General features: G+C 69.1%; 10 protein-coding genes and 2 pseudogenes. 5 read left to right on the top strand and 7 right to left on the bottom strand.

Annotated elements, in window-relative coordinates; translation table 11 throughout:
* Window positions 1-190: 190 nt before the first annotated feature.
* Window positions 191-1,615: an MFS transporter gene (locus tag DMB38_RS13130; protein ID WP_125935340.1), complete on the bottom strand. Its 1,425-nt coding sequence runs from the start codon at window positions 1,613-1,615 to the stop codon at window positions 191-193.
* Window positions 1,616-1,744: 129 nt separating this feature from the next.
* Here DMB38_RS13130 and DMB38_RS13125 point away from each other — a divergent pair, with 129 nt between their 5' ends.
* A complete protein-coding gene (locus DMB38_RS13125) occupies window positions 1,745-2,251 on the top strand; it encodes a MarR family transcriptional regulator (protein ID WP_125935339.1) in 507 nt (168 codons plus the stop codon).
* Window positions 2,252-2,273: 22 nt separating this feature from the next.
* Here the strand turns inward: DMB38_RS13125 and DMB38_RS13120 are convergent, their stop codons facing one another.
* Genes DMB38_RS13120 through DMB38_RS13105 form a run of 4 tightly spaced genes read right to left on the bottom strand, consistent with a single transcriptional unit; the run spans window position 2,274 to window position 7,655 of the window.
* Window positions 2,274-3,968, bottom strand: coding sequence for an ABC transporter ATP-binding protein (locus DMB38_RS13120; RefSeq protein WP_125935338.1), 1,695 nt, complete (start codon window positions 3,966-3,968; stop codon window positions 2,274-2,276).
* Window positions 3,965-4,954 carry an ABC transporter permease gene (locus DMB38_RS13115; RefSeq protein WP_125938999.1) on the bottom strand — a complete coding sequence of 330 codons (990 nt, stop codon included), beginning with the start codon at window positions 4,952-4,954 and terminating at the stop codon, window positions 3,965-3,967. Before DMB38_RS13115 ends, DMB38_RS13120 begins: the two co-directional genes overlap by 4 nt.
* A gap of 2 nt (window positions 4,955-4,956) precedes the next feature.
* On the bottom strand, window positions 4,957-5,937 hold the full coding sequence (locus tag DMB38_RS13110) for an ABC transporter permease (protein WP_125938998.1): 981 nt from the start codon (window positions 5,935-5,937) through the stop codon (window positions 4,957-4,959).
* Between the two features lie 5 nt (window positions 5,938-5,942).
* A complete protein-coding gene (locus DMB38_RS13105; protein ID WP_125935337.1) occupies window positions 5,943-7,655 on the bottom strand; it encodes an ABC transporter substrate-binding protein in 1,713 nt (570 codons plus the stop codon).
* Window positions 7,656-8,128: 473 nt separating this feature from the next.
* On the opposite strand from DMB38_RS13105, the pseudogene DMB38_RS13100 reads away from it, so the two are divergent.
* Window positions 8,129-8,706 (top strand): annotated as a pseudogene (locus DMB38_RS13100) (rhodanese-like domain-containing protein).
* Between the two features lie 29 nt (window positions 8,707-8,735).
* On the opposite strand, the pseudogene DMB38_RS13095 reads toward DMB38_RS13100, so the two are convergent.
* Together DMB38_RS13095 and DMB38_RS13090 are read right to left on the bottom strand one after the other, a co-directional pair.
* Window positions 8,736-9,663, bottom strand: a pseudogene (locus DMB38_RS13095) (IS5 family transposase).
* Window positions 9,664-9,719: 56 nt separating this feature from the next.
* On the bottom strand, window positions 9,720-10,193 hold the full coding sequence (locus tag DMB38_RS13090; protein ID WP_125935336.1) for a hypothetical protein: 474 nt from the start codon (window positions 10,191-10,193) through the stop codon (window positions 9,720-9,722).
* 2,400 nt (window positions 10,194-12,593) lie between these two features.
* On the opposite strand from DMB38_RS13090, the gene DMB38_RS13075 reads away from it, so the two are divergent.
* The 3 genes from DMB38_RS13075 to DMB38_RS13065 all read left to right on the top strand — a co-directional run bounded on the left by DMB38_RS13075 (window position 12,594) and on the right by DMB38_RS13065 (window position 24,327).
* Window positions 12,594-16,877 (top strand): LamG-like jellyroll fold domain-containing protein, encoded by a 4,284-nt coding sequence (locus DMB38_RS13075; RefSeq protein ID WP_125938996.1) that lies wholly within the window; start codon window positions 12,594-12,596, stop codon window positions 16,875-16,877.
* Between the two features lie 92 nt (window positions 16,878-16,969).
* The gene (locus tag DMB38_RS13070) at window positions 16,970-23,836 is read left to right on the top strand and encodes an HNH/ENDO VII family nuclease (RefSeq protein WP_125935334.1); all 6,867 of its coding nucleotides are present in this window, start codon (window positions 16,970-16,972) and stop codon (window positions 23,834-23,836) included.
* On the top strand, window positions 23,833-24,327 hold the full coding sequence (locus DMB38_RS13065) for an SMI1/KNR4 family protein (protein ID WP_125935333.1): 495 nt from the start codon (window positions 23,833-23,835) through the stop codon (window positions 24,325-24,327). The genes DMB38_RS13070 and DMB38_RS13065 overlap by 4 nt, the downstream gene beginning before the upstream one ends.
* The last annotated feature ends 45 nt before the right edge of the window (window positions 24,328-24,372 follow it).

Raw genomic sequence — 24,372 nt, 5'->3', positions numbered from 1 at the left:
ACGGGCGCCGGGCGTCAGGGTTGCCTCGGTCGCGGTGCGGCAGCGGATGCCCGTCGTGGTCATGCGTTCAGTTAAACAGGTGGGAGGTGTGCTCGATCAAGTCCGTTGTGGTGCGGACGGGCCCGGGGCGGCTGATTTCACGGGCGCTTCACACGCCGTGCATGACCGGGCAATACGTGCCCGCGCACGATCACGGACGTGTCACCCGCCGTCCGGGGCCCGCGAGCGCGGCGAGTGCGGCCACGGCGAGTGCGGCGGCCGACATGACGAAGGCGGTCGTGTAGCCGGACTCGGCGGGGATTCCGGTGCCGGGCACGGTCTCCGCGGCGACGACGGAGGCGGCGATCTGGGCGCCGAGGGAGCCGCCGATGGTGCGCATGATGGTGTTGATGCCCGTGGCCTCGCCGGTCCGGTCCGGGCCGACCGCGCCGACGACGAGGTTGACCAGAGCGGCGAAGGCGAAGCCGACTCCGACGCCGAGCACCGCCGAGCCCGCGTACACCGCCCACTCGGTGTCGTGCGCGGCGGCGTAGACGGCGAACCCTGCCATGCCGACCAGGCAGGCGAGCACCAGCGGGAGCCTGAAGCCGACCGCGGCCCCGAGCCGGCCCGCGAGCGGGCTGGCGATCAGCATGGTGGCCGCCATGGGCACCATGAACAGGCCCGACCCGGTCACGGAGGCGTCGAAGCCGTAGCCGGCGCGCGACGGGGTCTGCGCCAGCAGCGGCACCAGGGTGAAGGCGCCGTACATTCCGAACCCGATGATGAGCGCGGCCACATGGGAGGTCGCCACCGCGCGGCGGCGCAGCAACTCGATGTCGATCAGCGGCTCACGGGTGCGCTGCTCCACAGCCACGAAGACGGCGAGCAGCACCACGGCAGCGGCGAACAGCCCGACGACGGCGGCCGAGCCCCAACCCCAGGACGTGCCCTGGCTGATGGCCAGCAGCAGCGCGGTCACGCCGGCGCTGAACAGCGCGGCGCCGGCCCAGTCGATCCGGCCCGGCGAGCGGACCCGCGACTCGTCGGTGAACGCGGCGACGGCGGCGATGCCCAGGACGATCACGATCAGCCCGAACCAGAAGATCCACTGCCAGCCGAGGGCGTCGACGATCGGCCCCGGGATGACGAGCCCGACGCCGAAGCCGATGCCGAAGGTGGAGCTGATCAGCCCGATGGCGACGGGCACCCGCTCCCGCGGGAACTGCTCGCGCACGATGCCGAAGGCGAGCGGGAACGCGGCGGAGCCGACACCCTGCACCGCCCGGGCGGCGATGAGCATCCCCACGGAGTCGGAGAGGGCGGCGAACAGGGTGCCGGCGGCGAACACGGTGAGGCTGGCCAGGAGCACCCGGCGCTTGCCGAACATGTCGCCGACCCGGCCGAGCAGGGCGGTGGCCACGGAGGCCGTGAGCAGGAAGGCGCTGAGGACCCAGGAGACGGCGGTGGTACCGGCGGCGAACTCCCGCTGCAGGTCGGGCAGCGCCGGCACCACCATCGTCTGCATCAGCGAGAAGGAGAGCACCGCGATGAGCAGGGCGGCGAACGGTGCGGCGATCCCGGGCGACCGCTGTGCGGCGGTCGCCGGGGCCGGTGAGGTCTTCGAGTCGGTCATGGACGGTCCTCCGAGGGCCGGGCGGCGCGGCGCGGTCCCGCCGCCGGCCGCCGCCGAGTATTGTGTCTGCATGACATCATTACATGGCGACATTATTCCGTGGGGAGACCTCCGGCTAGGCTGGGACGCATGAGCGACGCCGATCCGCCAGGCCCCGGCCGCCCCGGAGAAGAGGACACCGCGGGCCGCCCGCCGAGCCTCCTCGCCCTGCCCACCTACCTGGCCGGCCACGTCGCCCGGATCGGTCACGACAGGCTGGTCGCCGACATAGCCGCGTACGGGCTGAGGCTCCCGCACTTCGCGACGCTGACCGCGCTCGCCGACTTCGGCCCGCTGCCGCAGCACGCCCTCGCCGACCACCTGGGGTTCAACCGCAGCCACCTGGTCGGCTATCTCGACACCGTCGAGGAGCGCGGCCTCGTCGGCCGCACCCGCGACCCCGCCGACCGCCGCAGGCAGTTGGTCGCCCTCACCGCCGAAGGCCGGCGGCTGCAGCGGCGGTTGCTGAAGGTGGCCGAGCGCGCGCAGGAGGAGTTCCTCCGGGAGCTGTCCGCGACCGAACGCGAGACGCTCGCCGCCCTCCTCCGGCGCATCGTGGCCGCCGGCGACCGGCGTACGGCCCGGACCGACGACTGACGCTGCCCACTCGGCCTGCCCCTCAGTCGCCCCGCGGCGGCCCGGGCGGCGTGCCCGCGAGCTGCTTCCCGGCGAGCGCCGCGCGCTCCTCCCGGCGCGCGGCGCGCCGCAGCGCTGCCTCCGCCGGGTCGAGCACCGGGACGGCGGCCAGGAGCGCCTTGGTGTACGGGTCCTGGGGCGCGTCGTACACCTCGTCCGCCGTGCCCTCCTCGACCACGGCGCCGTGCCGCATGACCGCGACGCGGTCGCTGGCCTGGCGGACGACCGCCAGGTCGTGGGCGATCAGCACCAGCGCGAGGCCCAGCTCGCGCTGGAGCCGGGCGAGCAGCCGGAGGATCTGCGCCTGCGTGGTGACGTCGAGCGCGGAGACGGGCTCGTCGCACACGATGAGCCGGGGGCGCGGCGCGAGCGCACGCGCGATGCCGACGCGCTGGCGCTGGCCGCCGCTGAACTCGTGCGGATACCGGTGATACCAGCGCGGATCCAGGCCCACCTGCTCCAGCAGCTCGGCGACGCGCCGGCGGATCTCGGCGTCGGTGAGCGAGCCGGCCGCACGCAGCGGGTCGGCGACGGACTCGCCGACGGTGCGGCGGGGGTTGAGGGAGGAGACCGGATCCTGGAAGACCATCTGCAGGTCGCCGCGGACGCCGGCCAGGGGGCGTCCGCGGTAGTGCACCGACCCCGCGCTGGGCTCCAGCAGGCCGACCAGCATGCGGCCGAGCGTGGTCTTGCCGCTGCCGGACTCCCCGACGATCCCCACCGTCTCGCCTTCGGCGACCGTCAGGGAGACGGACCGTACGGCGACGGTGAGGTCCTTCCGGCGCCCGAACTCCCGGCCCAGGTCCACCGTCTGAAGCAGGCCATCGCCGCCGGAGCGGGCCGTCGCCGTCGTGGGCTTCGGTTTCCGGGCGACGTCGACGCGCGGCACGGCGGACAGCAGGGCGCGGGTGTACGGCTCCACCGGCGCGCTCAGCACCCGGCCCACCGCGCCGTGCTCCACCGCGCGGCCGTCCTTCATCACCAGTACGTCGTCCACACTGCCCGCGACCACGCCGAGGTCGTGGGAGACCAGGACCAGACCCATGCCGGTCTCCGAGCGCAGCTCGTCCAGCAGGTCGAGGATCTGCGCCTGCACCGTCACGTCGAGGGCCGTGGTGGGCTCGTCCGCCACCAGCACCCGCGGTTCGCAGGCGAGCGCCATGGCGATCAGGGCCCGCTGCCGCATGCCCCCGCTGAACTCGTGCGGCCGGGCCCGGGAGCGGCGGGCCGCGTCCGCGATGCCCACTCTGCCGAGCACCGCCGTCGCGCGCTCGCGCGCCGCGCGCCGGGAGACGCCCGGGGAGTGCACCCGGTGCACCTCGGCTATCTGGTCGCCGACGGCGAGGTACGGATCGAGGGACGACAGCGGGTCCTGGAAGATCATCGCGGCCGTCCCGCCGCGCAGCCGCCGCAGCTCCCGCGGTGCTGCCTCCGCCACGTCGACGCCGCCGACCCGCACGGTGCCGCCGACCCGCGCCCCCGTACCCCGGTGGAGCCCCAGCAGCGCCGCGGCGACCGTGCTCTTGCCGGAGCCGGACTCGCCCACGATGCCGAGCGCCTGCCCCGCGGCCAGCCGGAAGGAGAGGCCGTCGACGGCCCGTACCTCCTCCCCGGCCACGGGGAAGACGACGGTCAGCTCCGCGACGTCGACCACCGGCTCGCCGCCGGGTGCGCTCACGACAGCACCACCCGGCGGTCGGCCAGCGCGTACAGCACGTCCGCGACGGCGTTGGCCACGACGACGGCCGTGCCGATGACGAGGACGACCCCGACGACCACCGGCAGGTCGACGTCGCGCACGCTCTCGATGAGCAGTCGGCCCAGCCCGGGCAGCCCGAAGAGCGACTCGGTGATCACCGCTCCGCCGAGCATCGTCCCCAGGTCCACCGCGTTCAGGGCGATGACCGGGGGCAGCGCTCCGCGCAGGGCGTGCCGCGCCGTGATGGCCCGTTCGCTCACCCCGTACGCGCGGAACGTCCGGATGTGGTCCTCGGCGAGGACCTCCAGGGTCGACGAGCGGGTGAGCCGCGCGTACTTCGCGCTTTCGAACAGCCCGAGCGTCAGCCACGGCAGCAGCATGTTCCAGGCCCACTGCTCGGGATCCTCGGACAGCGGCACGTAGGACGGGAAGGGCAGCCACTGCAGATAGGCGCAGACGGCCATGAGCAGCAGCAGCCCCAGGATGAAGACCGGCGTGCCGCTGCCGACGAGGGTGAGGACGGTCAGGATCCGTTCGGTCACGCCGCCCCGGCGCAGCGCGGACGCCAGCCCCGTGCCGACGCCCAGCAGCAGCCACACCGCCATCGCGCCGAGCGCCAGGGACGCGGTCGCCGGCAGTCCGTCGAGGATGAGCGAGGTGACCGGCTCGTCGTTCTGGTGGGACAGACCGAGGCACGGCGCGGCGCAGTGCTCCTCGAAGCCGCCCGCCGCGAAGTCCCGCCCGGCGACGATGCCCTGGAGGAAGCGGAGGTACTGCACGTGGCCCGGCTCGTCCAGCCCGAGGCGGTCGTGCACCTGCGCGACCTGATCGGTGCTGCAGCGCTCGCCGCAGGCCAGCCGGGCGGGATCGCCGGGCACCAGGTAGAACAGCGCGTACAGGGCGACCGAGAGCACCAGAAGCACCAGCACCGCGCCCGCCAGGCGCTTCGCCGCGAACCGGACGATCCTCACGAGGCCGACTCCTTCCGGGTGCCGACGCGCAGACGGCTCGCCTCCCGCGGGTCGAGCGCGACGCGCACCGCCTCGCCGAGCACGGTGAAGGCGAGAACGGTGAGGAACAGCAGGGCGGACGGCAGCAGTACGTACGCCGGGTCGGCGCGGAACCAGGTGGTCGCCGTCGAGAGCATCTGGCCCCAGGAGGGCGTGGGCGGCTTCACGCCGATGCCGAGGAAGGAGAGCGACGCCTCCAGCACGATGTTCGTCGGCAGCAGGATCGCCGCATAGGTGATCACCGGGGCGGCGAGGGACGGCAGCAGCTCCCGCCGGGCCACGCGCAGCGGCCCCGAACCGCCCAGCCGGGCCGCGGCGACGAAGTCCAGACGGCGCAGGGTCAGCGTCTGCGCCCGTACGACACGGGAGGCGGGACCCCAGCCGAGACCCCCCATGACCAGGACGAGCAGCAGCGGACGCGGGAACCCGGCTGGCACCACGGTGGTGAGCGCGATGGCGAGGATCAGCATCGGCAGGGCGACCATCACGTCCGTGGCCCGGCTGAGCAACTGGTCGGCCCACCGGCCGCCGAGGGCGGCGGCGAGGCCGACGGCCAGCCCGATCGTGATCTGCAGCACCGTCGCCCCGGCAGCCACCAGCAGCGAGACGCGCGCTCCGTACAGCAGCCGGGCGAACAGGTCGCGCCCGGTGCCCGGTTCGACGCCGAGCCAGTGCTCACCGCCGGCGCCGCCGAACGCGCCCTCGGGCGCGCCGCCGCCAGCGGAGTCGAGCAGGTCGTCGTGGTACGTGTACGGGTCCTGGCCGCTGAGCGCTGTCAGCAGCGGCGCGGCGAGCGCCGCCAGCACGAGCAGGGCCAGCCCGGCGCCCGCGGCGACGGCGGCCGGCCGCCTGAGCAGCCGGCGCCATACGCCGCGGGCGCCGGCCGCCGGGCCCGGTACGGTCCCCTCCGGCGTCGCCGGACCCGGCGGGTCCTGCAGGGCCGTCACCCGACCGCGACCTGCGAGATGTCAAGGACGCCGGTCCAGTCGCTGATGACGACGTTCTTGACGTCCTTGCCGACAAGGCGCTGGTAGACCGGGTGGAAGAGCGGCACGGCCAGCGCCCGGGAGCCGATCTCCTCGTCCAGCTCACCCCACCTCTTCGCCGCCGCGTCCAGGTCGGTCAGCCGGCTGATCTCGTCGAACTCCTTGTTGATCGCGGGGTCGTCGAGCTGGGCGTGGTTGAAGTTCGCGCCGTTCTCGACGATCTGGCGGCCGTCGAAGATCGGCGCGAGGAAGGGGTATCCGGCTGGCCAGTCCGCGCCCCACCGGGTGAGGAAGAAGCCCGGGGTGTTACCGGTGTCCCACCGCCGCTCGTCGTACGCGTTGGGCTCCAGTCCCTCCAGCTTCACCTCGAAACCGGCCTTCTGCAGCGACTGCTGCACGGCGGAGGCGATCTTCGGCCCCATCTCGCCCTCTTCGGTGGAGTGGGTGAGGGTGATCGTCGGGCCTTCGTCGTAGCCCGCGTCCTTCAGCACTTCCCTGGCCTTGTCCGGGTCGCCGTTCTCCCCGGCGGGAAAGTGGTCGTAGGGCTTGTAGCCGAGGGCCTTCTGGTTCGGCAGGAAGGTGGTGGCGGGCTCGGCGAGCGCGGAGCCCCCGGCGGCGTTGACGACGCTGCTGCGCCCGATCGCGTAGGAGACGGCCTCGCGCACCTCGGCCCTGTCGAAGGGCTTCACCCTGGGGTTGAAGGCGAGGTAGTTGGTGTAGCCGAAGTGCCCGACGCCGACGCGCTCCTTGAGTGCCTTGTCCTGCCCGATCTGGGCCAGCTCCGCGGGGCCCAGGTTGGTGTCGGTGGTGACGGCCTTCGAGTCCGCGCCGGAACTCGTGGACAGGCGCTGGTTGATGACGGCCGGGTCGAGTCCGGAGCGCACGTCGATGGCGTCCGGATACGCGTGGCGCTGGTCGTCGGTCTTCTCCGACCAGTGCGTGTTGCGCTCCAGCCGCAGCCGCTCGCCGTCACGCGTGTTCTCGACGACTTTGTACGGACCGGAGGAGAGCGGGTGCTTCTCGTACTCCGTCCCGGTGTCCTTGTCCTGGGGGACGGGAGTGAACTGGGTCTGCGTGGCCAGGTAGGGGAAGTCCCCGACGGGCTTCTTCAGGCGGAAGACGATGGTGCGCTCGTCCGGGGTCTCGATCGAGTCGAGCGTCGTCTCGCCCCCGCCGAAGGGGCCCGCGTAGCTGTCCCCGCCGATGAGCCAGTCCCGCAGATACGGGGCGCCGCCGGACAGTTCGGCGGCGAAGGACCGCTCCACGCCGTACTTGATGTCGGCGGAGGTGATGGGACTGCCGTCCTCGTACTTCAGCCCCTTCTTCAGTGTGTACGTCCACACCGTCGCGTTCTCGCTGGGCCGGCCGAGGTCGGTGGCGAGGTCGGGGACGACCTTCGTGCCCGCGGCGCCGTCCGCGCGGTTGCGGGTCGTCAGCGTGCGGAAGACGAGGGAGGGGACGTTACCGCCGCCGGAGGTGTAGAGGCGGGCGGGGTCGAAGTTCTCCTGCGGTTCGGTGTTGAGCACAGTGAGCGTGCCCCCCTCGGCGGGAGCGTCGCCACCGCCGGCACCGTCGTCCTCCGGCCCGGAGCAGGCCGCCGCGCCCGCGAGAAGTGCGAGGCCGACGGCGGCCACGACCAGGCGCCGGGGTGTCGATCTGCGGTCAAGCATGAGAACGGATGCCTTTCACCAGGGGATTGCGGGGGGGGGGAGGGGGAGGAGTGCACCGGGACACGCGGAACGCCCCGGCGGGTAACGAGGGCGCGGGTCTCCCGGGGCGGACGACGGTCGTCCGGGGGAGCCGAGGAGGGAGCGGGCGGGCGACGCGGGGCGTCGCGGGGTCGGACCGTCGCCCTAGCTGGTGCGGCAAGCGGCACTGGCCACGTGGCAGAAGTCCACGTGACGACGGCGAACCAGCAGCGCCTGCTTCCTGGGCATGCGCACCATCGTGCGGGGCCCTCTGGCCTGCGTCAACCATTTTCCTATTAATTCGATAGGATAACTAGGGAAGAGGTTCGGAACCGGCCCGCAACTCCCCGCAAGGCGCCCGCGTGCACGCCTCGTCGCGGGCCCCGTGGCCGCCGCCACGCGCCGGGCGCGGGGCGGCGGTGGACGGCCCGAAGGATGCGAGAGGACGTGGCACCGTGACGACCCTGCCCGCCGAGATAGGGGCGACCGCCCTGGAGACCCGCACGGTGATCGACGTCCGGACGCCGGCGGAGTACGCCGCGGGGCACGTCCCCGGTTCGTACAACATCCCGCTCGACCGCATCGGCGACGCCCTCCCGGCACTCCGCGAAGCGGCCGGACGGCACGAGGTGGCACTGATCTGCGCCACCGGCAGCCGCTCGCTGAACGCCTCCGCCCAACTGGCGAAGGCAGACGTCACCGCGCCCTCGGTCACCGGCGGCCTCGCGGCGTGGCCGGGCGAGCTGGCGCGTACGGAAGGCGCGCGGCCCCGCGCCCCGTGGGCGATGGACCGCCAGGTGTCCGGCTGGCCGCGGGATCGCTGGTGCTCCTGGGTATCGCCCTGGACTTCGTCCTGCCGGGAGCCCGCTACCTCTCGGCCGCGATCGGCGCCGGCCTGGTCTTCTCGGCCCTGACGAACACCTGCGGGATCGCGGCGGTCCTCGCCCGCCTGCCCTACAACCGCCCCCGGGACACGGCCGACGAACTGCGGCGCACCTTGCAACGGCTGCGCGAGGAGATTCACCCGACGTAACGAAGCACTACTAGGACTTGTCCGGCCGATCACGTGCGGAGCCAGATGGTGAGGGCTGCGGCGGTTGCGGTGCCGAGGTAGACGTAGCCGCGCTTGTCGTAGCGGGTGGCGACGGCCCGGGACTGTTTCAGGCGGTTGATCGCCCGCTCGACGGTGTTGGGCTTCTTGTAGCGGTCCTCGTCGAAGCTGGGCGGCCGTCCGCCTCGTAAGCCTTTGCGCAGGCGAGCGGCCTGGCTGTCGGTCTTCTCCGGGATGGTGTGACGGATTCCCCGCCATCGCAGGTACTCGCGGATGGGGCCGTTGCTGTAAGCCTTGTCGGCTGCGAGGCTGTCAGGCTTCATGCGTGGCCGTCCCGGACCGGGTCTGGACACCCGGATCTTCTCCAGGACCGGCTTGAACTGGGTGCAGTCCGCACGCTGACCTGGAGTGACGATCAGGGACAGTGGACGGCAGCGGCCATCCGCGCTCAGGTGGTGGTGGTGAACCCTCCGCGCGAGCGGCCCAGGCCCTCGCCTCCAGCACCACCTCCACCAGGCAGGCGACGAGACTCTGCCACGGCGTCTCGTCCTGGTGTTCCATCCCTTCGGCCCCCTTTGGCTCCGGGACAGGAGGCGAGTCAGTGCGCGCGCCGGCTGCATGCTGATGCGCACGGACGATGGTGGAGTCGACGGAGATGTCCCATTCGATCTCACTCGCCGCATCTGCTGCAGCCTGGACCTGCTGGAGCAGTCGTTCCCAGGTTCCGTCGGCCGACCACAGGCGGTGACGTTCGTAGACGGTCTTCCACGGACCGAATCTCTCGGGCAGGTCACGCCACTGCACCCCGGTCCGCACCGGGTGCAGAATCCCGTCGATCACCTGCCGGTGGTTCCGCCACCTGCCACAACGCCCGTTGCTGACCGGCAGGAACGGCCGCAGCCGTTCCCACTCGTCATCACTCAGATCACCCCGCCCCATGGCAGGAAGAACGACCTCGACAGACGGCAGTCACAAGATCGCACGAACCCTGATCCCTACTCCGTGACGAAGGGTGCGTATCCGACCGGGACCTCGGTCACCTGAAGGTCCGAGAAGAGCAAGGTCACGTTGTGCGCGTTGGTTTCGATGCGCACCTCGTGAAAGTCGATTCCGAGGGCCGTCGACCAGCTGCGGGTCGCCTCGGACTCAGGAAGGAGTCTGGCTCCCGGGTACAGAGCGTGCCACTTCACACCCCAGATGTATCCGTCGAGGTCGACACCGGTTTCCTGGTCGATGAGCCGGTCGTCCAAGGAGACCCGCCAGGTCTTGGCCGGCACTGACGTCTCACACCGGGCCTCAACGCAGTACCGGAAGAGATACCGGAGGTGGGACGGCGCGATGCCGGTACGGGGATCAGCCGTCGCGTAGACGATGACCTCGTAGTCGCGCATGTAGTTGGTGTATCCGTGGTGCACGACAGCGTGATCGAAGGTCTCGTCCAGCATCTGCTCAAGAACGGCGGTATCCATGCCGCCCTTTTACCTCACTCGGCAAGCCCTTCGATAACGAGATTCACGGGTGCTAGGCGCCGCTGCCCTCAGAGATCGCCCGGACAAGCCCTAGGCGCGATTGTGGCCCGTGCCCGCCGCGGGTGCGGTGGGGCACGGGCCGGTGAGAGAGCGGGTCAGCGGCTGTTGTTGTCCGTGGTGTCGGTCAGCCGGTAGCGGCGGAGGGTGTCGGTTACCGGCTCAGCAAGTCCCTTGGTGGTCAGGGTGACTAGGGCGTTTGCGATTGCCCCGGAGCTTCTTTCGATCCCTCGGCTGATCTGTGTGGCCGTGAATGGCTCAGTGGGGTGTGCTTGGAGGTGCCTGAGTACCTGCTCGCGTAGGGCTCCGGGGGCCAGCCGACCGGCAGGGGATGCAGGTGTGTGCGGCGTGTCCGGCTTCGGGGGCGGCAGTTGGCCTGCTGGGTGTCGGCGGAGTTTCCGGAGCGTCGTCGGCGTGAGGGCGAGTCTCGTCCGGCGTGGGGTGGCTGGTGTGCGTGGTGCTGTGGCCGTCCGTGGCCGCAGCAGCCGTGTTCTCGACGGGGTGCGCGGTGTGGGCGAGGGGTGTGTCGGCCTTGTCCTGCTCTGTGTTCTCCGGGGCGAGCGTGGGGCTGGGGTCCGGCTCGGCGGAGGTCTCGGTGTGTTCCGTGGCGTCAGGTTGGGTTGCTTGTTCGTGGGCGGGCTTCCAGCGGTCGGGGGTGCGGCGGCCGCCTTCGAGCTGACCCCGGGTACGTACGGCGAGACCGCGCTGTTCCAGGTATGCCAGCGCTCTGGTGGCGGTGGAGCGGCCCAGGCCGGTGGCGCGGGCCAGATCCGCGGCGGTGCAGTCGGTCTTGCCCGTCAGTGCGGTGAACACGTCGACGGTGGAGCCGGTCAGTACGATCTCGTCTCCGGTTTCGGAATCGGGGCTGGGGCCGTGGCGGGGGTGTCTTCTTCGTCATGGGGTCTCCCGTGGTGGTTCGGTGGGTGGACCCCGGCCGGGGCGCGGCCGCCACTCGGTGGCCGCGTAGGACGCCCGGTGCGTGCGCATCGCGGGTGATTCCGGTCGTCCCGCGACCATGAACGCTCGACTCTTGTGTGTTCGTCAAGCGCCGCATCGCCCCTGGTCAAAGAGCTGTTGGGGTGCGGTGTCGGGAGCGGGTGCACCCGCCGGGTGCGCGTTGTCGAGACGGGTGCGCAAGGTGCGGGCGCGTTTCTGTCCGAGGTGCAGTTGGCGACGTAGTTGGCGGATGGAGACCGGCTGGCCTGTTCGTGCCTGAGTGAACTGTCGCCTACTCCGCGAGGCACAAACTGCGCCGGTGACCCTGTTACGCAATCAGTTGGCTGGATGTACTTTGTTCGCATTGGCCGTAGTTGTCGGAAAAATGCCTGTGTACGGAGAGGTCGGACCATGAGCGGGACTCCAGAGCGGCGGAGACCGCTCACGGTGACTTGGGAGATCGAGATCGTCGACGGGGAGGAGGCGGCTGCGCTGGCTCGCCACCAGGCACGAACCGTACTTGAGGTTCTGTCATGGATTGCCGAGCAGCGGCGCCAGGAGGACGGCTCGGCCCTATCGGAGACGAGTTGACTGCGTGTGTTTCCCTTCGGGCGCAGCCCCTCGTAGGGTACGAACCTGCGACCAGGAATGGGTCGATGCCGTCTGGTTGCGCATATGCCTGACCTGGTCTTTTATCGCGTACTTAAAGGACCTGACGTGACCTTGGGTTGTCACCCATATGAGCCGTCGGCAGTGACGCTGAGTGTGCGCAACCGTGCTGGCCTGCGGGTTCATGCGTCACAGGCTGGTGCCCCCGGAGGGCACGACACAGATGGGAACGGTCGTAGGCCCTGGTCACCGGGCGCACGGATCACCATCGAGTCCCCTTTGCCCCTCTGAAGCTCCAGCGTTGTTCGCAGTCGCCGACGGGACTCTGTGACACCTGAGTGAGGAGTGGGATCGAAACTCTGCCGGGTATGGCCGGAGTCTCCCGCGTGGAGCTGCTGCACCTGGCCAGCGCCACGCTGCCGCGTGCTTGGTCCTGGCCGTTGACACCCCGCGCCGGATACAGCGCGGGCTGGCCCTTTAGCTAGACACGGCCCGCCTGCCGATCCGGGGGCCTGAGCGGCTGACAGGGTGTCCCAGCGAGGGGTGGCCGTCGAGGGGATCGCACGCGTATGCCCGCATCTCTTCAGAAGTGTCCTGACTTGAATGCTCTTTAGTTCATATCCGCTGTGCTTTGTTGAAGTACCTATGCCTGAAGGGGCAATTGGTGTGATGTAAGTCACGAGGGGCGCGGGTGAATTACCGGTTTTGCCCGTTAAGAAGGTCTAGTCCACTCGGGCTCATCTCGTTAGGTTAGCGCGACGTTACGTTCCGTTGTCTCAGGGGTGGGGCTCTGTGGTGATGCGTGCGCGATGGCGGCGATATCGGGCTTGGCTGACAGCGGGGTTGGGCGCGGCGTTGCTCCTCGGGATGGCGCCCGTCGTGGAGGCGAGTGTGGTTCCGGGCAGCACGCGTGCACCCTCGGCGGCGTCGGATGCCAAGGCTGGTGCGGCGGCTGCGGACGCCCGGGCCGCGGGCACCGAGGAAGAGGCGGCGGCGCAGGCGGAACGTACCGGTGAGCCGGTGGAGATCGCCTCGCTGCGCGGCGAGTCGAGTGACGTGTTCGCCACCCCCGGGGGGAATTTGGAGGCGCGCGAGTACCTGCGGCCCGTCCGGACCCGCGTGGACGGTCAGTGGAAGGCGATCGACACGGGACTCGCCCCGGTTGACGGCGGCATGGTGGCGCCCGGTGCGACCACGGTGGGGCTGGAGTTCTCCGGCGGCGGTACGGCGCCGTTGGTGCGGATGGCCAAGGCGGGGCGGGAGTTGTCTCTGTCGTGGCCGGGTGAGTTGCCACAGCCGCGGCTGGAGGGGGATGCGGCCGTCTACCCGGAGGTGCTGCCGGGAGTCGACTTGCGCATGGGGGTGCAGGCCGATGGCTTCACCCAGCTGCTGGTGGTCAAGTCCGCCGAGGCCGCGCAGAATCCGGAACTGGCCCAACTCCGGCTGCACCTGGATGCAACCGGGATGTCCGTGCGCGAAACGGCGGCCGGTGGCCTCGAAGCGGTCGATGCCGGTGCCGGGGGCGCGGTGTTCGAGGCACCGCAGCCGGTCATGTGGGACTCCAGCGGCGGAGGCACATCCGGCGCCCGAAGCGCGGCCGCCGGCGATCCGGCGGATGAGCCGGCGGCGGGCGAGTCCGGCAAGCTGGCGCCGGTCGACGTCCAGGTCGCCCAAGCACCCGACCAACTGGTGCTCACGCCGGACGCTCAGGTGCTGAAAGGCGCGGACACGGTCTACCCGGTGTTCATCGACCCGCAGTGGTACTCGCCGCGGGCGTCGGCGTGGACCTTCGCCTCGAAGTACTGGGCGTCGTCGCCGCAGTGGAAGTTCAACGGCGAGGACAACGCCGGAATGGGCTACTGCGGCTGGGACTACTGCGCCCCGCACGACACCAAGCGCGTCTTCTACCGCATCCCGACCTCCCGCTTCGCGGGCAAGTCGATCCTGTCGGCGGAGTTCGTCGTACGGAACAACTGGTCCGCCTCCTGCTCCGATCGGAGCGTGGAGCTGTGGCGGACCAAGGACATCAGCTCGTCCACCACCTGGAACAGCCAGGACGCAGGTTCCGGTTTCTGGCTCGACAAGCTGGACACGAGATCGTTCGCCTACGGCTACGACGGATGCGCCTCGAAGGACGCCGAGTTCGGAATCAAGGCCGCGGTGCAGCAGGCGGCCAACAACAAGTGGTCGACGATGACCTTCGGGCTGCGTGCGGCCAACGAGGACGACAAGTACGCCTGGAAGCGGTTCTCGGACAAGGCGTTCCTGCGGGTGAAGTACAACCGCCCGCCGCCGCAGATCAAGATGGCGCAACTCACCATGGAGTACGGCGGGGTGTGCAAGCGGCCCGGTGAGAAGGCCCGTATCCACTCGTTGGGCAAGATCTCCGCCAACGAGATCCGAGACCCGGACGGCGACCACGTCGCGGTGCAGTTCCAGGCCCAGTGGACCGACGCGAGCGGTGCAACTCATAGGTGGAGCCCGTCCCGGACTCCGTTCGAGCCGTCCGGATCCAGCTTCACGGTCTCACTGCCGAAGACAGGTACCAACCCCATCCCGAAGAACGAAAACGTGCACTGGTACGCGCGCGCCTATGACGGGGCGCAGTGGTCGCCGTGGTCGTACTCGGGCGATACGAAGACCGCCTGCTACTTCGTCTGGGATACGAACGAGCCCGCGGCGCCCACCATCACCTCAGGTGAGTATCCGGAATCCGATCCGGCGAACCCGAACGATCCGTGGCTGGACGGGGTGGGCCAGTACGGGACCTTCACCCTCGACTCGCCCGCCGCGGATGCGACCCGATATCTGTACGGCATCAACGGCGACCCCTTGCCCGGCAACCAAATCTCCACCTCCGGCGGCGCCGCCAGGGATGTGAAGATCCTCCCGACCAGGCCGGGGCTGAACTTCATCACCGCCCAGTCCTTCGACACGGCCGGGAACAACAGCGAGATCCGCACCTACCAGTTCCGGGTGAAGGCAGGCCAGCCGGACCGCGCGACGTGGCAACTCGACGAGCCGGCCGGTGCCACGCAGGCCGAGGGCTCCACGCCGGCGCGGACCCTTGCTCTCAAGGGCGGGGCGAGCACCGGCGCCGCCGGGGCCGAGGGCACGGCGCTCGGGCTCAACGGCACCGACGCCTACGCGGCCACCGACCTGTCGCCCGTCAACAACACCGGCGGTTTCACGGTCTCAGCCTGGGTGAAGCTGGACGCCAAACCGACGACCGGCGCGGCGGTGGTCGCCTCGCAGCCCGGCAACGAGCGGATGGGTTTCGCGCTGCACTACGCGGCCGCTCACGACCGCTGGATCTTCAACGGCTTCTCCGCCGACACCCCCGACGCCACCGTCCACCGGGCCATGGCACCCAACCCCGGCGGCGTCCAGACCGGCAGTTGGACCCACCTCGTCGGCTCGTACGACTCCGTCGAGGACAAACTGCGGCTCTTCGTCAACGGCACCCTCGTCGGCGAGACCCCCTTCGTCAGCACCTGGAACGCCCGCCGCGGCCTGCAACTCGGCGCCGGCGCGGCGGCCAGGGTGGCCAAGGACTTCTTCCCCGGCACCATCGACAAGGTCCAGATCTTCGACAAGCGGATCGCCCAGGACGAGGTCGACAAGCTCTACGCCAAGCAGACCATCGGCGACCCCGGCCGCCCCGCCATCGCCGTCTTCGAACTCGACGAGCCCGCTGGCGCGACCGAGGTCTCCGGCCGCGGCGGTGTCCTGCCTGCGCGCTACCACGGCGGCGTGACCACCGGCGTGCCCGGCGTGGCGGGCAAGGCCACGAAGTTCAACGGCACCGACGGCTACGCCCGTATCGGCCAAACCTCCGGACCGCACATCAACAGCGAACGGTCCTTCGCCGTCTCCGCCTGGGCGAAGCTCGACGCCAAACCGGACCGCCAGGCGACCGTCGTGGCACAGGCAGGCGAGTTCGCGCTGGGCTTCGAGCTCTACTACTCCGCTGCCTACGACCGCTGGGTCTTCAACCAGTACGCATCGGACACCCCCGGCGCACCGATCATCCGGGCCATGGCAGACCAGCCAGGAGATGCCTACGCGGGCACGTGGGCGCACCTGGTCGGCGTGCACGACACCACGGCCAACACCCTCACCCTGTACATCAACGGCAAGAAAGCCGGCTCCACCACCCTGGTCGACGCCTTCTACGCCTCCGGTTCCATGTACGTCGGCGCCGTCTCCGTCAACAACACCCTCAAGAGCCACTTCCCCGGCACCATCGACGACGTCCGCCTCTTCGACCGGCCCATCTCACCGGCCGAGGTCCAGCAGCTCTACAAGCAGCGTGCCTTCGTCAAGGGCCGGTGGCTGTTCGAGGAGACGTCGGGCAGCGCCCCGGCCACCTCCCCGGACGCCAGCGGGGAGGGCAGGCCCATGGCCCTGGAGGGCGGAGCGAAACTGGGGCCGGGCTGGATCGACTTCTCCGGTCTGCAGCTCGACGGCGTGGACGATCACGCCGCGGCGAGCATGCCGGTGGACACCTCAGGCAGTTTCACCCTCACAGGCTGGGCCCAGGCCGCGGCCATGCCCGGCGGCGCGGTGACGGTGGCCAGCGCCGAAGGCGGCGCCACCAACGCCTTCTCCGTCCGGTATCTACCGGACACCGGGGATCCGAACGCGCCGGGAAGATGGCAGGTCGTGCTCCCGTCATCCGATGCAGGCGACGCGCCGGTGGTACGCGCGGACAACGCGAACTTCTACGACGTACGCGAGTGGAACCACCTGGCACTGGTCTACGACGGCTTCGCCCGCGAGCTGAAGCTGTACGTCAACGGCGTGCTGGAAGAGACCGTCTGCGCCGACAGCGATGGTGACGGTGAGCCTGACCAGGCCGGATGCAAGGACCTGGTGCCGTGGGCGGAGCACGCGCAGTCGTTCAAGGCCACCGGTGAACTGCAGATCGGCCGTGCGAAGACCGCCGGCGGCTTCGATGAGTACTTCCCCGGCACGATCGACGATGTCTGGGCCTTCCAGGGCCCGCTGAGCGAAGACCAGGTCGCCTGGCTCGCCTCCCAGTGGTTCGACGTACCCACCCAGGTACCACCGGGCGACTGACGCACCGCCGAATTTCGCCAGCCAGTCTTTGACTTTCTCTTCTGGTGCCCGCTGCTCTTGGGCGGCCGGCGCCGCGCCCGGGAGGGGCAAGCATGAGCATGATCAGATCGCGCGTGCACATCGGCGCCGGGCTGCGCCGGAAGGTGGCTCTCATGGCGGCGGCGGTGATGAGCGCTACGCTGCTGCAGGCCGCGGCGCTACCGGCAGCTACCGCCGACAGCGACGCATTGCCCCAAGCGCCCTCGCCCGGCGAGGCGGTTCCCGGCACGGTGGGCAAAGTCAAGCCCCGGCCTCAGAGCGACGGCCCCCGCACACCGGTACGAGCCCCCAGGGCGGCATGGCCCGAACCGGGGAGCACGACCGTCGAGATACCAGCCGCGGGCGCCCGCAAGGCGGATTCGGCCGGCGGGACGCCCGTCAGGCTGATCGCGGCGAACGCCGGTTTGAAGGGTGCCAAGCGGCTCGCGACCGGCCGAGCCGAGATCACGACCTTGGACCGCACGACTGCGGAGAAGACCGGCGCCAACGGGCCCGTTTTCAGCATCACCGGCAAGGACGGTACGCAGGGCCGTGCCGGCGTCGAACTGGACTACAGCAGCTTCGCGGAGGCATATGGCGGCGGCCACGCTTCCCGGCTCGCGCTGGTCCAGTTGCCCGCCTGTGCACTCACCACCCCGGCGAAGTTCGCCTGCCGCACGACCATGCCCGTCGCGACGACCAACGACACCGAGAACCAGACTCTGACCGGCAACGTGGTCGCGCTCCGTGCCGGCGAGCCGACGGTCCTGGCTGTCACTACTGCGGCGGAAGGTGACCAGGGTGACTTCAAGGCCACCCAGTTGTCTCCCTCTGCCACCTGGAACACCAACCTGAACACGGGCGACTTCACCTGGGAGTACGACATCCCTGTTCCGGAGGTGCCAGGCGAGCTGACTCCGAAGGTCGGCCTGTCGTACTCCTCCGGTGGCGTCGATGGCCGCACGGGCGGCACCAACAACCAGTCCTCGTGGGTCGGCGACGGATTCGAGATGTGGCCCGGGTTCATCGAGCGCCGGTACAAGCCGTGCGCGGACGACGGGGTCGAGCACCCCGACGGCAACAAGCCGGCCGACCTGTGCTGGGGCTACGACAACGCGTTCATCTCCTTCAACGGCCAAGCCGGTGAACTCGTCCCGGCCGGCGCCGACGAGTGGAAGCTGAAGAAGGACGACGGCACCCGCATCAAGCGCCTTGCCTCAGCAGACCGCGGCAACGGCGACAACGACGGCGAGTACTGGCGGCTGACCGACCCCAACGGCGTCCGCTACTACTTCGGCTACAACCGCCTGCCCGGCTGGGCCAGCGGCAAGGAGACCACGGGCTCGGCCTGGAAGGTCCCGGTGTTCGGTGACGACTCCGGCGAGCCGTGCCATGACGCCGCCGGCTTCGGCTCGTCCTGGTGCCAGCAGGCCTGGCGCTGGAACCTCGACTACGTCGTCGACCCGCACGGCAACGCCATCTCCTACTACTACCACCAGGAGGAGAACTCCTACGGTCGCAACCTGAAGGCGGACAACAACACCCGCTACACCCGCGGCGGCAGCCTGGACCGTATCGAGTACGGGCTGAAGCACTCCTCGGTGTACGACACGAAGCCCCTGGCCAAGGTCGACTTCAGCAGCGGCGAGCGGTGCCTGCCGAACGCGCAGACGACCTGCTCCTCGATCAGCACCGACTCCGCCTACTGGTATGACACGCCCTGGGACCTGAACTGCGGCGAAACGGCCACCTGCGACCAGGGCAGACTTGCGCCCAGCTTCTGGACCCGCAAGCGCCTGACCGAAGTGACCACCGAGGTCCTCAAGAGCGACGGGACCTACGGCCCGGTCGACTCCTGGAAGCTGGAACACCGCTGGGGCCAGGCCGACATCGACTACCAGCTCCTGCTCGACTCGATCCAGCGCACCGGCCACACCGCCACCCCGACGATCACTCTGCCGAAGACCACCTTCGCCTACACCCAACTGGCCAACCGCCTGGACAAGACCGGCGACGGCTACGCGCCCTTCATCAAAGCCCGGCTGGAGAGCATCTCCGACGAATACGGCGGCAAGGTCACCGCCAACTACTCGGAACCGGCCTGTAACTGGAACGACCTGCCCACCCCGCAGACCAACACCACCCGCTGCTTCCCCCAGTACATCGGCGGCAGTGCCACCGCAGACCCGGAGCGGCAGTGGTTCAACAAGTACGTCACCACCTCCGTGGCCAGCACCGACCGCACCGGGGGTGCTGCCGGCTCGATGACCCGCTACGAGTACCTGGGCGGGGCGGCCTGGCACTACGACGATGACGACGGGCTGACGAGGGAGAAGTTCAAGACCTGGTCGCAATGGCGAGGCTACGGCCAGGTGCGGGTCAAAGCCGGCGGGCTGCTCGGCGACGAGGCGATGAAGTCGCAGTCCGACACCTACTTCCTGCGCGGAATGCACGGCGACCGCGAGAGCCCGACCGGCGGCACCAAGAACGTGTCCGTCAGCCTCGGCAGCGGCGAGGGCGACCCGCTCACCGACCATGAGTCGGCCGCCGGCTTCGCGTACAAGACAGTCGAATTCTCCGGCCCCGGCGGCAAGGTACTGAACAAGGCCGTCAGCCGGCCCTGGCACCACCAGACGGCGAAGAAGGAACGCAACTGGGGCACCGTCACCGCCAACTTCACGGGCGCCGCGCAGCGCAAGACCTTCACCTCCCTGGACAACGGCGCCGGCACCGACTGGCGCACCACCCAGATCAGCAACACCTACGACACCATCGCCGGGCGCGTCACCCACGTCGACGACTTCGGCGACACCTCCACCGCGGCCGACAACCGCTGCACCCGCACCACGTACGCGACCAACGCGGACGACAACATCCTCACCCTGCCCGCCCGGGTCGAGACGGTCGCCAAGGGATGCGACGGGACGGTGGACCGCACCAAGGACGTGATCTCCGATACCCGCACCGCCTACGACGGCGACGCCATCACCGCTGCCCCGGGCAAGCCGACGAAGGGCGACGCCACCGCCACCGCCGTACTGAAGTCCCACACCGCCTCCGAGGCGGTGTACCTGGAAGCCGGCGCAACCTACGACGCCTACGGCCGCGAGACCAGCAGCACCGACCTGACCGCGAACCTGGTGTTCGACGCGGCCGGTAAGTTCGTCTCACGGACCCAGCGGGACGACGGCCGCACCGACAAGACCCAGTACAAGCCGGCCACCGGTCTCGTCACGCAGGTCGTCACGACGAGCCCGCCGGCCAAGGCAGGAGATGCCACCACCGCGCAAACCACGACGACCGACGTGGCCACGTTGCGCGCCCTGCCGCTCAGGGAAACCGACACCAACGGAAAGGCCACCGAGTTCGCCTACGACGCCCTCGGCCGCACCACCAAAGTCTGGCTCCCCGACCGCAAGACCAGCCAACTGCCCACCCACGAGTTCGACTACCAGGTCACCGAGGGCAAGCCGGTCGCGGTATCCACCAAGACGCTCACCGAGGGCGGCGGCGGACAGCTCACTTCCTACTTGCTCTACGACGGCTTCCTGCGCGAGCGCCAGACCCAATCCCCTGGGCCCGATGGGGGGCGGCTGGTCAACGACGTCTTCTACGACGAGCGCGGCCTGAGGGAGAAGATCTTCTCCCAGTACTACACCACCGGCGCCCCGGCTGCGGCCCTGTTCAAGCCTGCCGACGCGGAGAGCGTAGAGACCCAGACCTGGTTCGGCTACGACGGTCTCGGCCGCGTCATCAAGGAGGAGCAGGTCTCCGGCATCGGCGAAGGCAACCCCCGCCGGGTCCTCGCCACCACGACCACCAGCTACCACGGCGACCGCACTACCGTCATCCCGCCGCAAGGCGGCACCGCCACCACCACGCTGACCGACGCCCGCGGTCAGACCACCGAACTGCGCCAGCACCACGCCCGCGCGGCCGAGGCCGCCTACGACACCACCCACTACGCCTACACCCCCCGCGGGGAGCTGGCCAAGTTCACCGACCCCGCTGGCAACGAATGGTCCTACCGCTACGACCAGCTCGGCCGGCAGATCACGGCGAACGACCCCGACAAGGGGACCACCACCTCCACGTACGACGACCGCGGCCAGCTCACCACCACCACCGACGCCCGCGGAGTGAAGCTCGCCCACGTCTACGACGGCCTGGGCCGCAAAACCGAGCTGCGTAACGACTCACCGACCGGAACCCTGCGGTCCCAGTGGGTCTACGACACGATCGCCGGCGCCAAGGGCCAGCTCGCCGCCTCCACCCGGTACGAAGACGGCGCCGCCTACACCTCCCGGGTCACCGCCTACGACCAGCTCTACCGGCCGTTCAGAACCGCCGTCACCATCCCCGCCAAGGAAGGAGCGCTGGCCGGCACCTACCAGGACGGCACCTCGTACAAGGCCAACGGCCTGGTCGCCGGGGAAACCTACTCCGCGGCCGGGTCCCTGCCCGGCGGCGGCATCACCTTCGCGTACGACGACATCTTGCGGCCCACCAAGGCGTACGGAGCCTGGGGCAGCTCGTCCGTCATCGCCTACCGCAACACCGGCCAGCCGCTGCAGTACGACCTGGACGCCAGCGATGGCAGCCGGCGCGCGAGGATCACCAACACCTACGAGTGGGGCACCCAGCGGCTCAAGAACTCCCGCGTGGACCGGGAGAACGTCCCCGGTGTCGATAAGTACGCCACCTACGCCTACGACGAGACCGGCAACATCACCTCGGTCTCCGACGTCAACCGCACCGGCACCGACAACCAGTGCTTCACCTACGACTACCTGCGCCGCATGACCGAAGCCTGGACCGAAGCCGACGAGAACTGCGAGACCGCACCGTCCCCAGGCATCGTGGGCGGCCCGGCGGCGTACTGGCAGTCCTTCACCTACGACAAGGCCGGCAACCGCACCACCCACACCGACCACACCGCACCCGGCGGCGCCGCACAGGACACCAAGTACACCTACAGCTACCCCACCCCCGGCCAGCCGCAGCCCCACGCCCTCACCGACGTGACCAGCACCGGCCCCACAGGCACCAGCACCGACAGCTACACCTACGACGAAGCCGGCAACACGAAGACCCGCACCCTGGCCGGCAGCACCCAGAACCTGACCTGGGACGCGGAGGGCCATCTGGCTTCGGTCTCCGAACCGGACGGCGCCGGCGGCACGAAGAGCACCTCATACCTCTACGACGCCGACGGCAACCGCCTCATCGGCCGCACCTCCAGCGAGACCACCCTCTACCTCGGCCACACCGAGGTCACCCTCCCCAAGGGCGCCACGAAGGCCCAGGCCACCCGCTACTTCGACCTCGGCGACGGCCACCAGGCCGTCCAGGAAGACGACGGCAGCGTCTGGTTCACCATCGCCGACCACCACGCCACCGGCCAACTCGCCATCAACGCCGCCAACACAGACCTCCAGCGCCGCCGCGAACTGCCCTTCGGTAGCCCTCGCGGCCAGGAACCGGCCGACTGGCCCGGCAGCAAGGGCTTCGTCGGCGGCACCACCGACACCACCACCGGCCTGACCCACCTCGGCGCACGCGAATACGACCCGACAACCGGAAGATTCATCTCCGTCGACCCACTGATGGATCTCACCGACCCCCAGCAGTGGCAGGGATACGCCTACGCCAACAACAACCCGATCACCCACGCCGACCCTACCGGCCTGTTCTGGAACGGCATCATCGACTTCATCCAGGAGACGGTAGAACGCGTCGTCACACACCAGAACTCCAGCCGAAGCTCCTCCAGCGGGGGCGGCGGAGGTGGCGGAGGCGGCACCTCGGCTACCCAGGCAACCTGGACAGCCGCCCCGGCCTGTGCGAGTCCTACCTGCATACCTAACGTACTTCCCGATTTCGGCCATTTCTTGGAGCCGCCCGTACGTGAGTTGTCCGACATCATCATGCCGGATTGGGAATCTGTAAAGCAGTGTCTTGGAAACCTTGGGTTCAGCATGGATTGCGGGGTCACTGTCCTGGAGGCCCTAGGGGCGAAGGGCGCCAAGGCCGTACTCAAGTTCGGCAAGAGGATAACCGACAAGATTCGGGACGCTAAAAAGGCCAGGAAAGCCGAAGAGGCGGATCCCAAAGCAGAATCCAAGTCTCCTTCATGTGAAAGCAACAGCTTCACTGCCGGCACGCCGGTTCTGATGGCTGACGGTTCCACGAAACCCATTGAAGACGTGAAGGTCGGCGACAAGGTGCTCGCCACCGACCCCGAAACCGGCAAAACCAGCGTCGAAACCGTCACGGCAGAGATCGTCGGCACCGGATCAAAGAACCTGGTCGAGATCACCATCGACCTCGACGGCAAACAGGGGAAGAAAACCGCCACCGTCACCGCCACCGACGGCCACCCCTTCTGGGTCCCCGAACTCGGTGAATGGATCGACGCCACCGACCTCCAGACCAGCCAGTGGCTCCAAACCAGCGCCGGCACCCACATCCAGATCACCGCTATCAAACGATGGACCACCCAGACCACCGTCTACAACCTCACCGTCACCCACAAGCACACGTACTATGTGCTGGCGGGCGAGACGCCGGTCCTCGTTCACAACTCAAACTGCCAGTTCTGGACGCGGACCGACTACAACGGCCAGCGTATTTATCAGCGGGATGATCTGGTGAATCCGAGCTTTGTTTCGCCTGCGGACAAGTACGGTCGAAGCAATCTCAAGAGAATGAAGCAAGGCCTCGCCCCGATGGGCCCTGACGGCAAGCCGATGAACCTCCATCACATGCTCCAGACGCACGATGGGCCGATTGCCGAGGTGACACACTCGATGCACTTCGGGAACTATAATCAGCTGCACTGGAAGGCGGGCACCGAGATCCCCAGCGGAATCGATCGAGATGCCTTCAACGCCTGGAAATCCCAGTACTGGAAGGACCGAGCGGCAGGATTTGGTGGATGATGAACGCTGTCGAGGCGAGTGAGCGACTGATCGAGCTGGTTCGCGGGAACGATGACATATCGAACCACGCCGACGGCTGTGACGCAGGTAGGATGGCCGCTGCCGAGAATGATCTGGGTGTGGTTTTCCCTCCCTCGTACCGCCGTCTGATCGAAGAGTTCGGAACCTGGGATATCGCTGGGGAAGAATTTCTTGGCGTATATCAGACGCCCGCCATGGGGCAGAAACTATTGGGCTCCGTAGCGGAAACCTTGGATGCTCGCAGTCAGTACGGAATGCCATCCGATCTGATTGTTGCGATGTTTGACGGAATGGGTGGATTGGTTGTCCTCGATTCTTCTCAAGTGAATCAGGAAGGCGAGTATCCCGTCCTCGTTTGGAACCCCGGAGTTGTGGACCGCGAGAGCTTGGAGAGGCTCGGGGATGACTTCGGGTCCTTCGCGTTCGCGCTGTGCCAGCGCGCCGTAACGCGCTGGCGAGAGTCCGACTGAAGCTGAAAATCAGGAGAAAAGCGAGAAGCATCGCCCGATGTTCCT

This window comes from Streptomyces sp. WAC 06738, from assembly GCF_003945505.1.
Taxonomy (GTDB): Bacteria; Actinomycetota; Actinomycetes; order Streptomycetales; family Streptomycetaceae; genus Streptomyces.
This window is presented reverse-complemented; position numbering and strand designations above follow the sequence as displayed.

Coding starts and splice junctions, on each gene's coding strand:
- DMB38_RS13065 (WP_125935333.1), top strand. CDS start 23,833: ATGATGAACGCTGTCGAGGCGAGTGAGCGACTGATCGAGCTGGTTCGC.
- DMB38_RS13090 (WP_125935336.1), bottom strand. CDS start 10,193: ATGGATACCGCCGTTCTTGAGCAGATGCTGGACGAGACCTTCGATCAC.
- DMB38_RS13070 (WP_125935334.1), top strand. CDS start 16,970: ATGAGCATGATCAGATCGCGCGTGCACATCGGCGCCGGGCTGCGCCGG.
- DMB38_RS13125 (WP_125935339.1), top strand. CDS start 1,745: ATGAGCGACGCCGATCCGCCAGGCCCCGGCCGCCCCGGAGAAGAGGAC.
- DMB38_RS13130 (WP_125935340.1), bottom strand. CDS start 1,615: ATGACCGACTCGAAGACCTCACCGGCCCCGGCGACCGCCGCACAGCGG.
- DMB38_RS13105 (WP_125935337.1), bottom strand. CDS start 7,655: ATGCTTGACCGCAGATCGACACCCCGGCGCCTGGTCGTGGCCGCCGTC.
- DMB38_RS13075 (WP_125938996.1), top strand. CDS start 12,594: ATGCGTGCGCGATGGCGGCGATATCGGGCTTGGCTGACAGCGGGGTTG.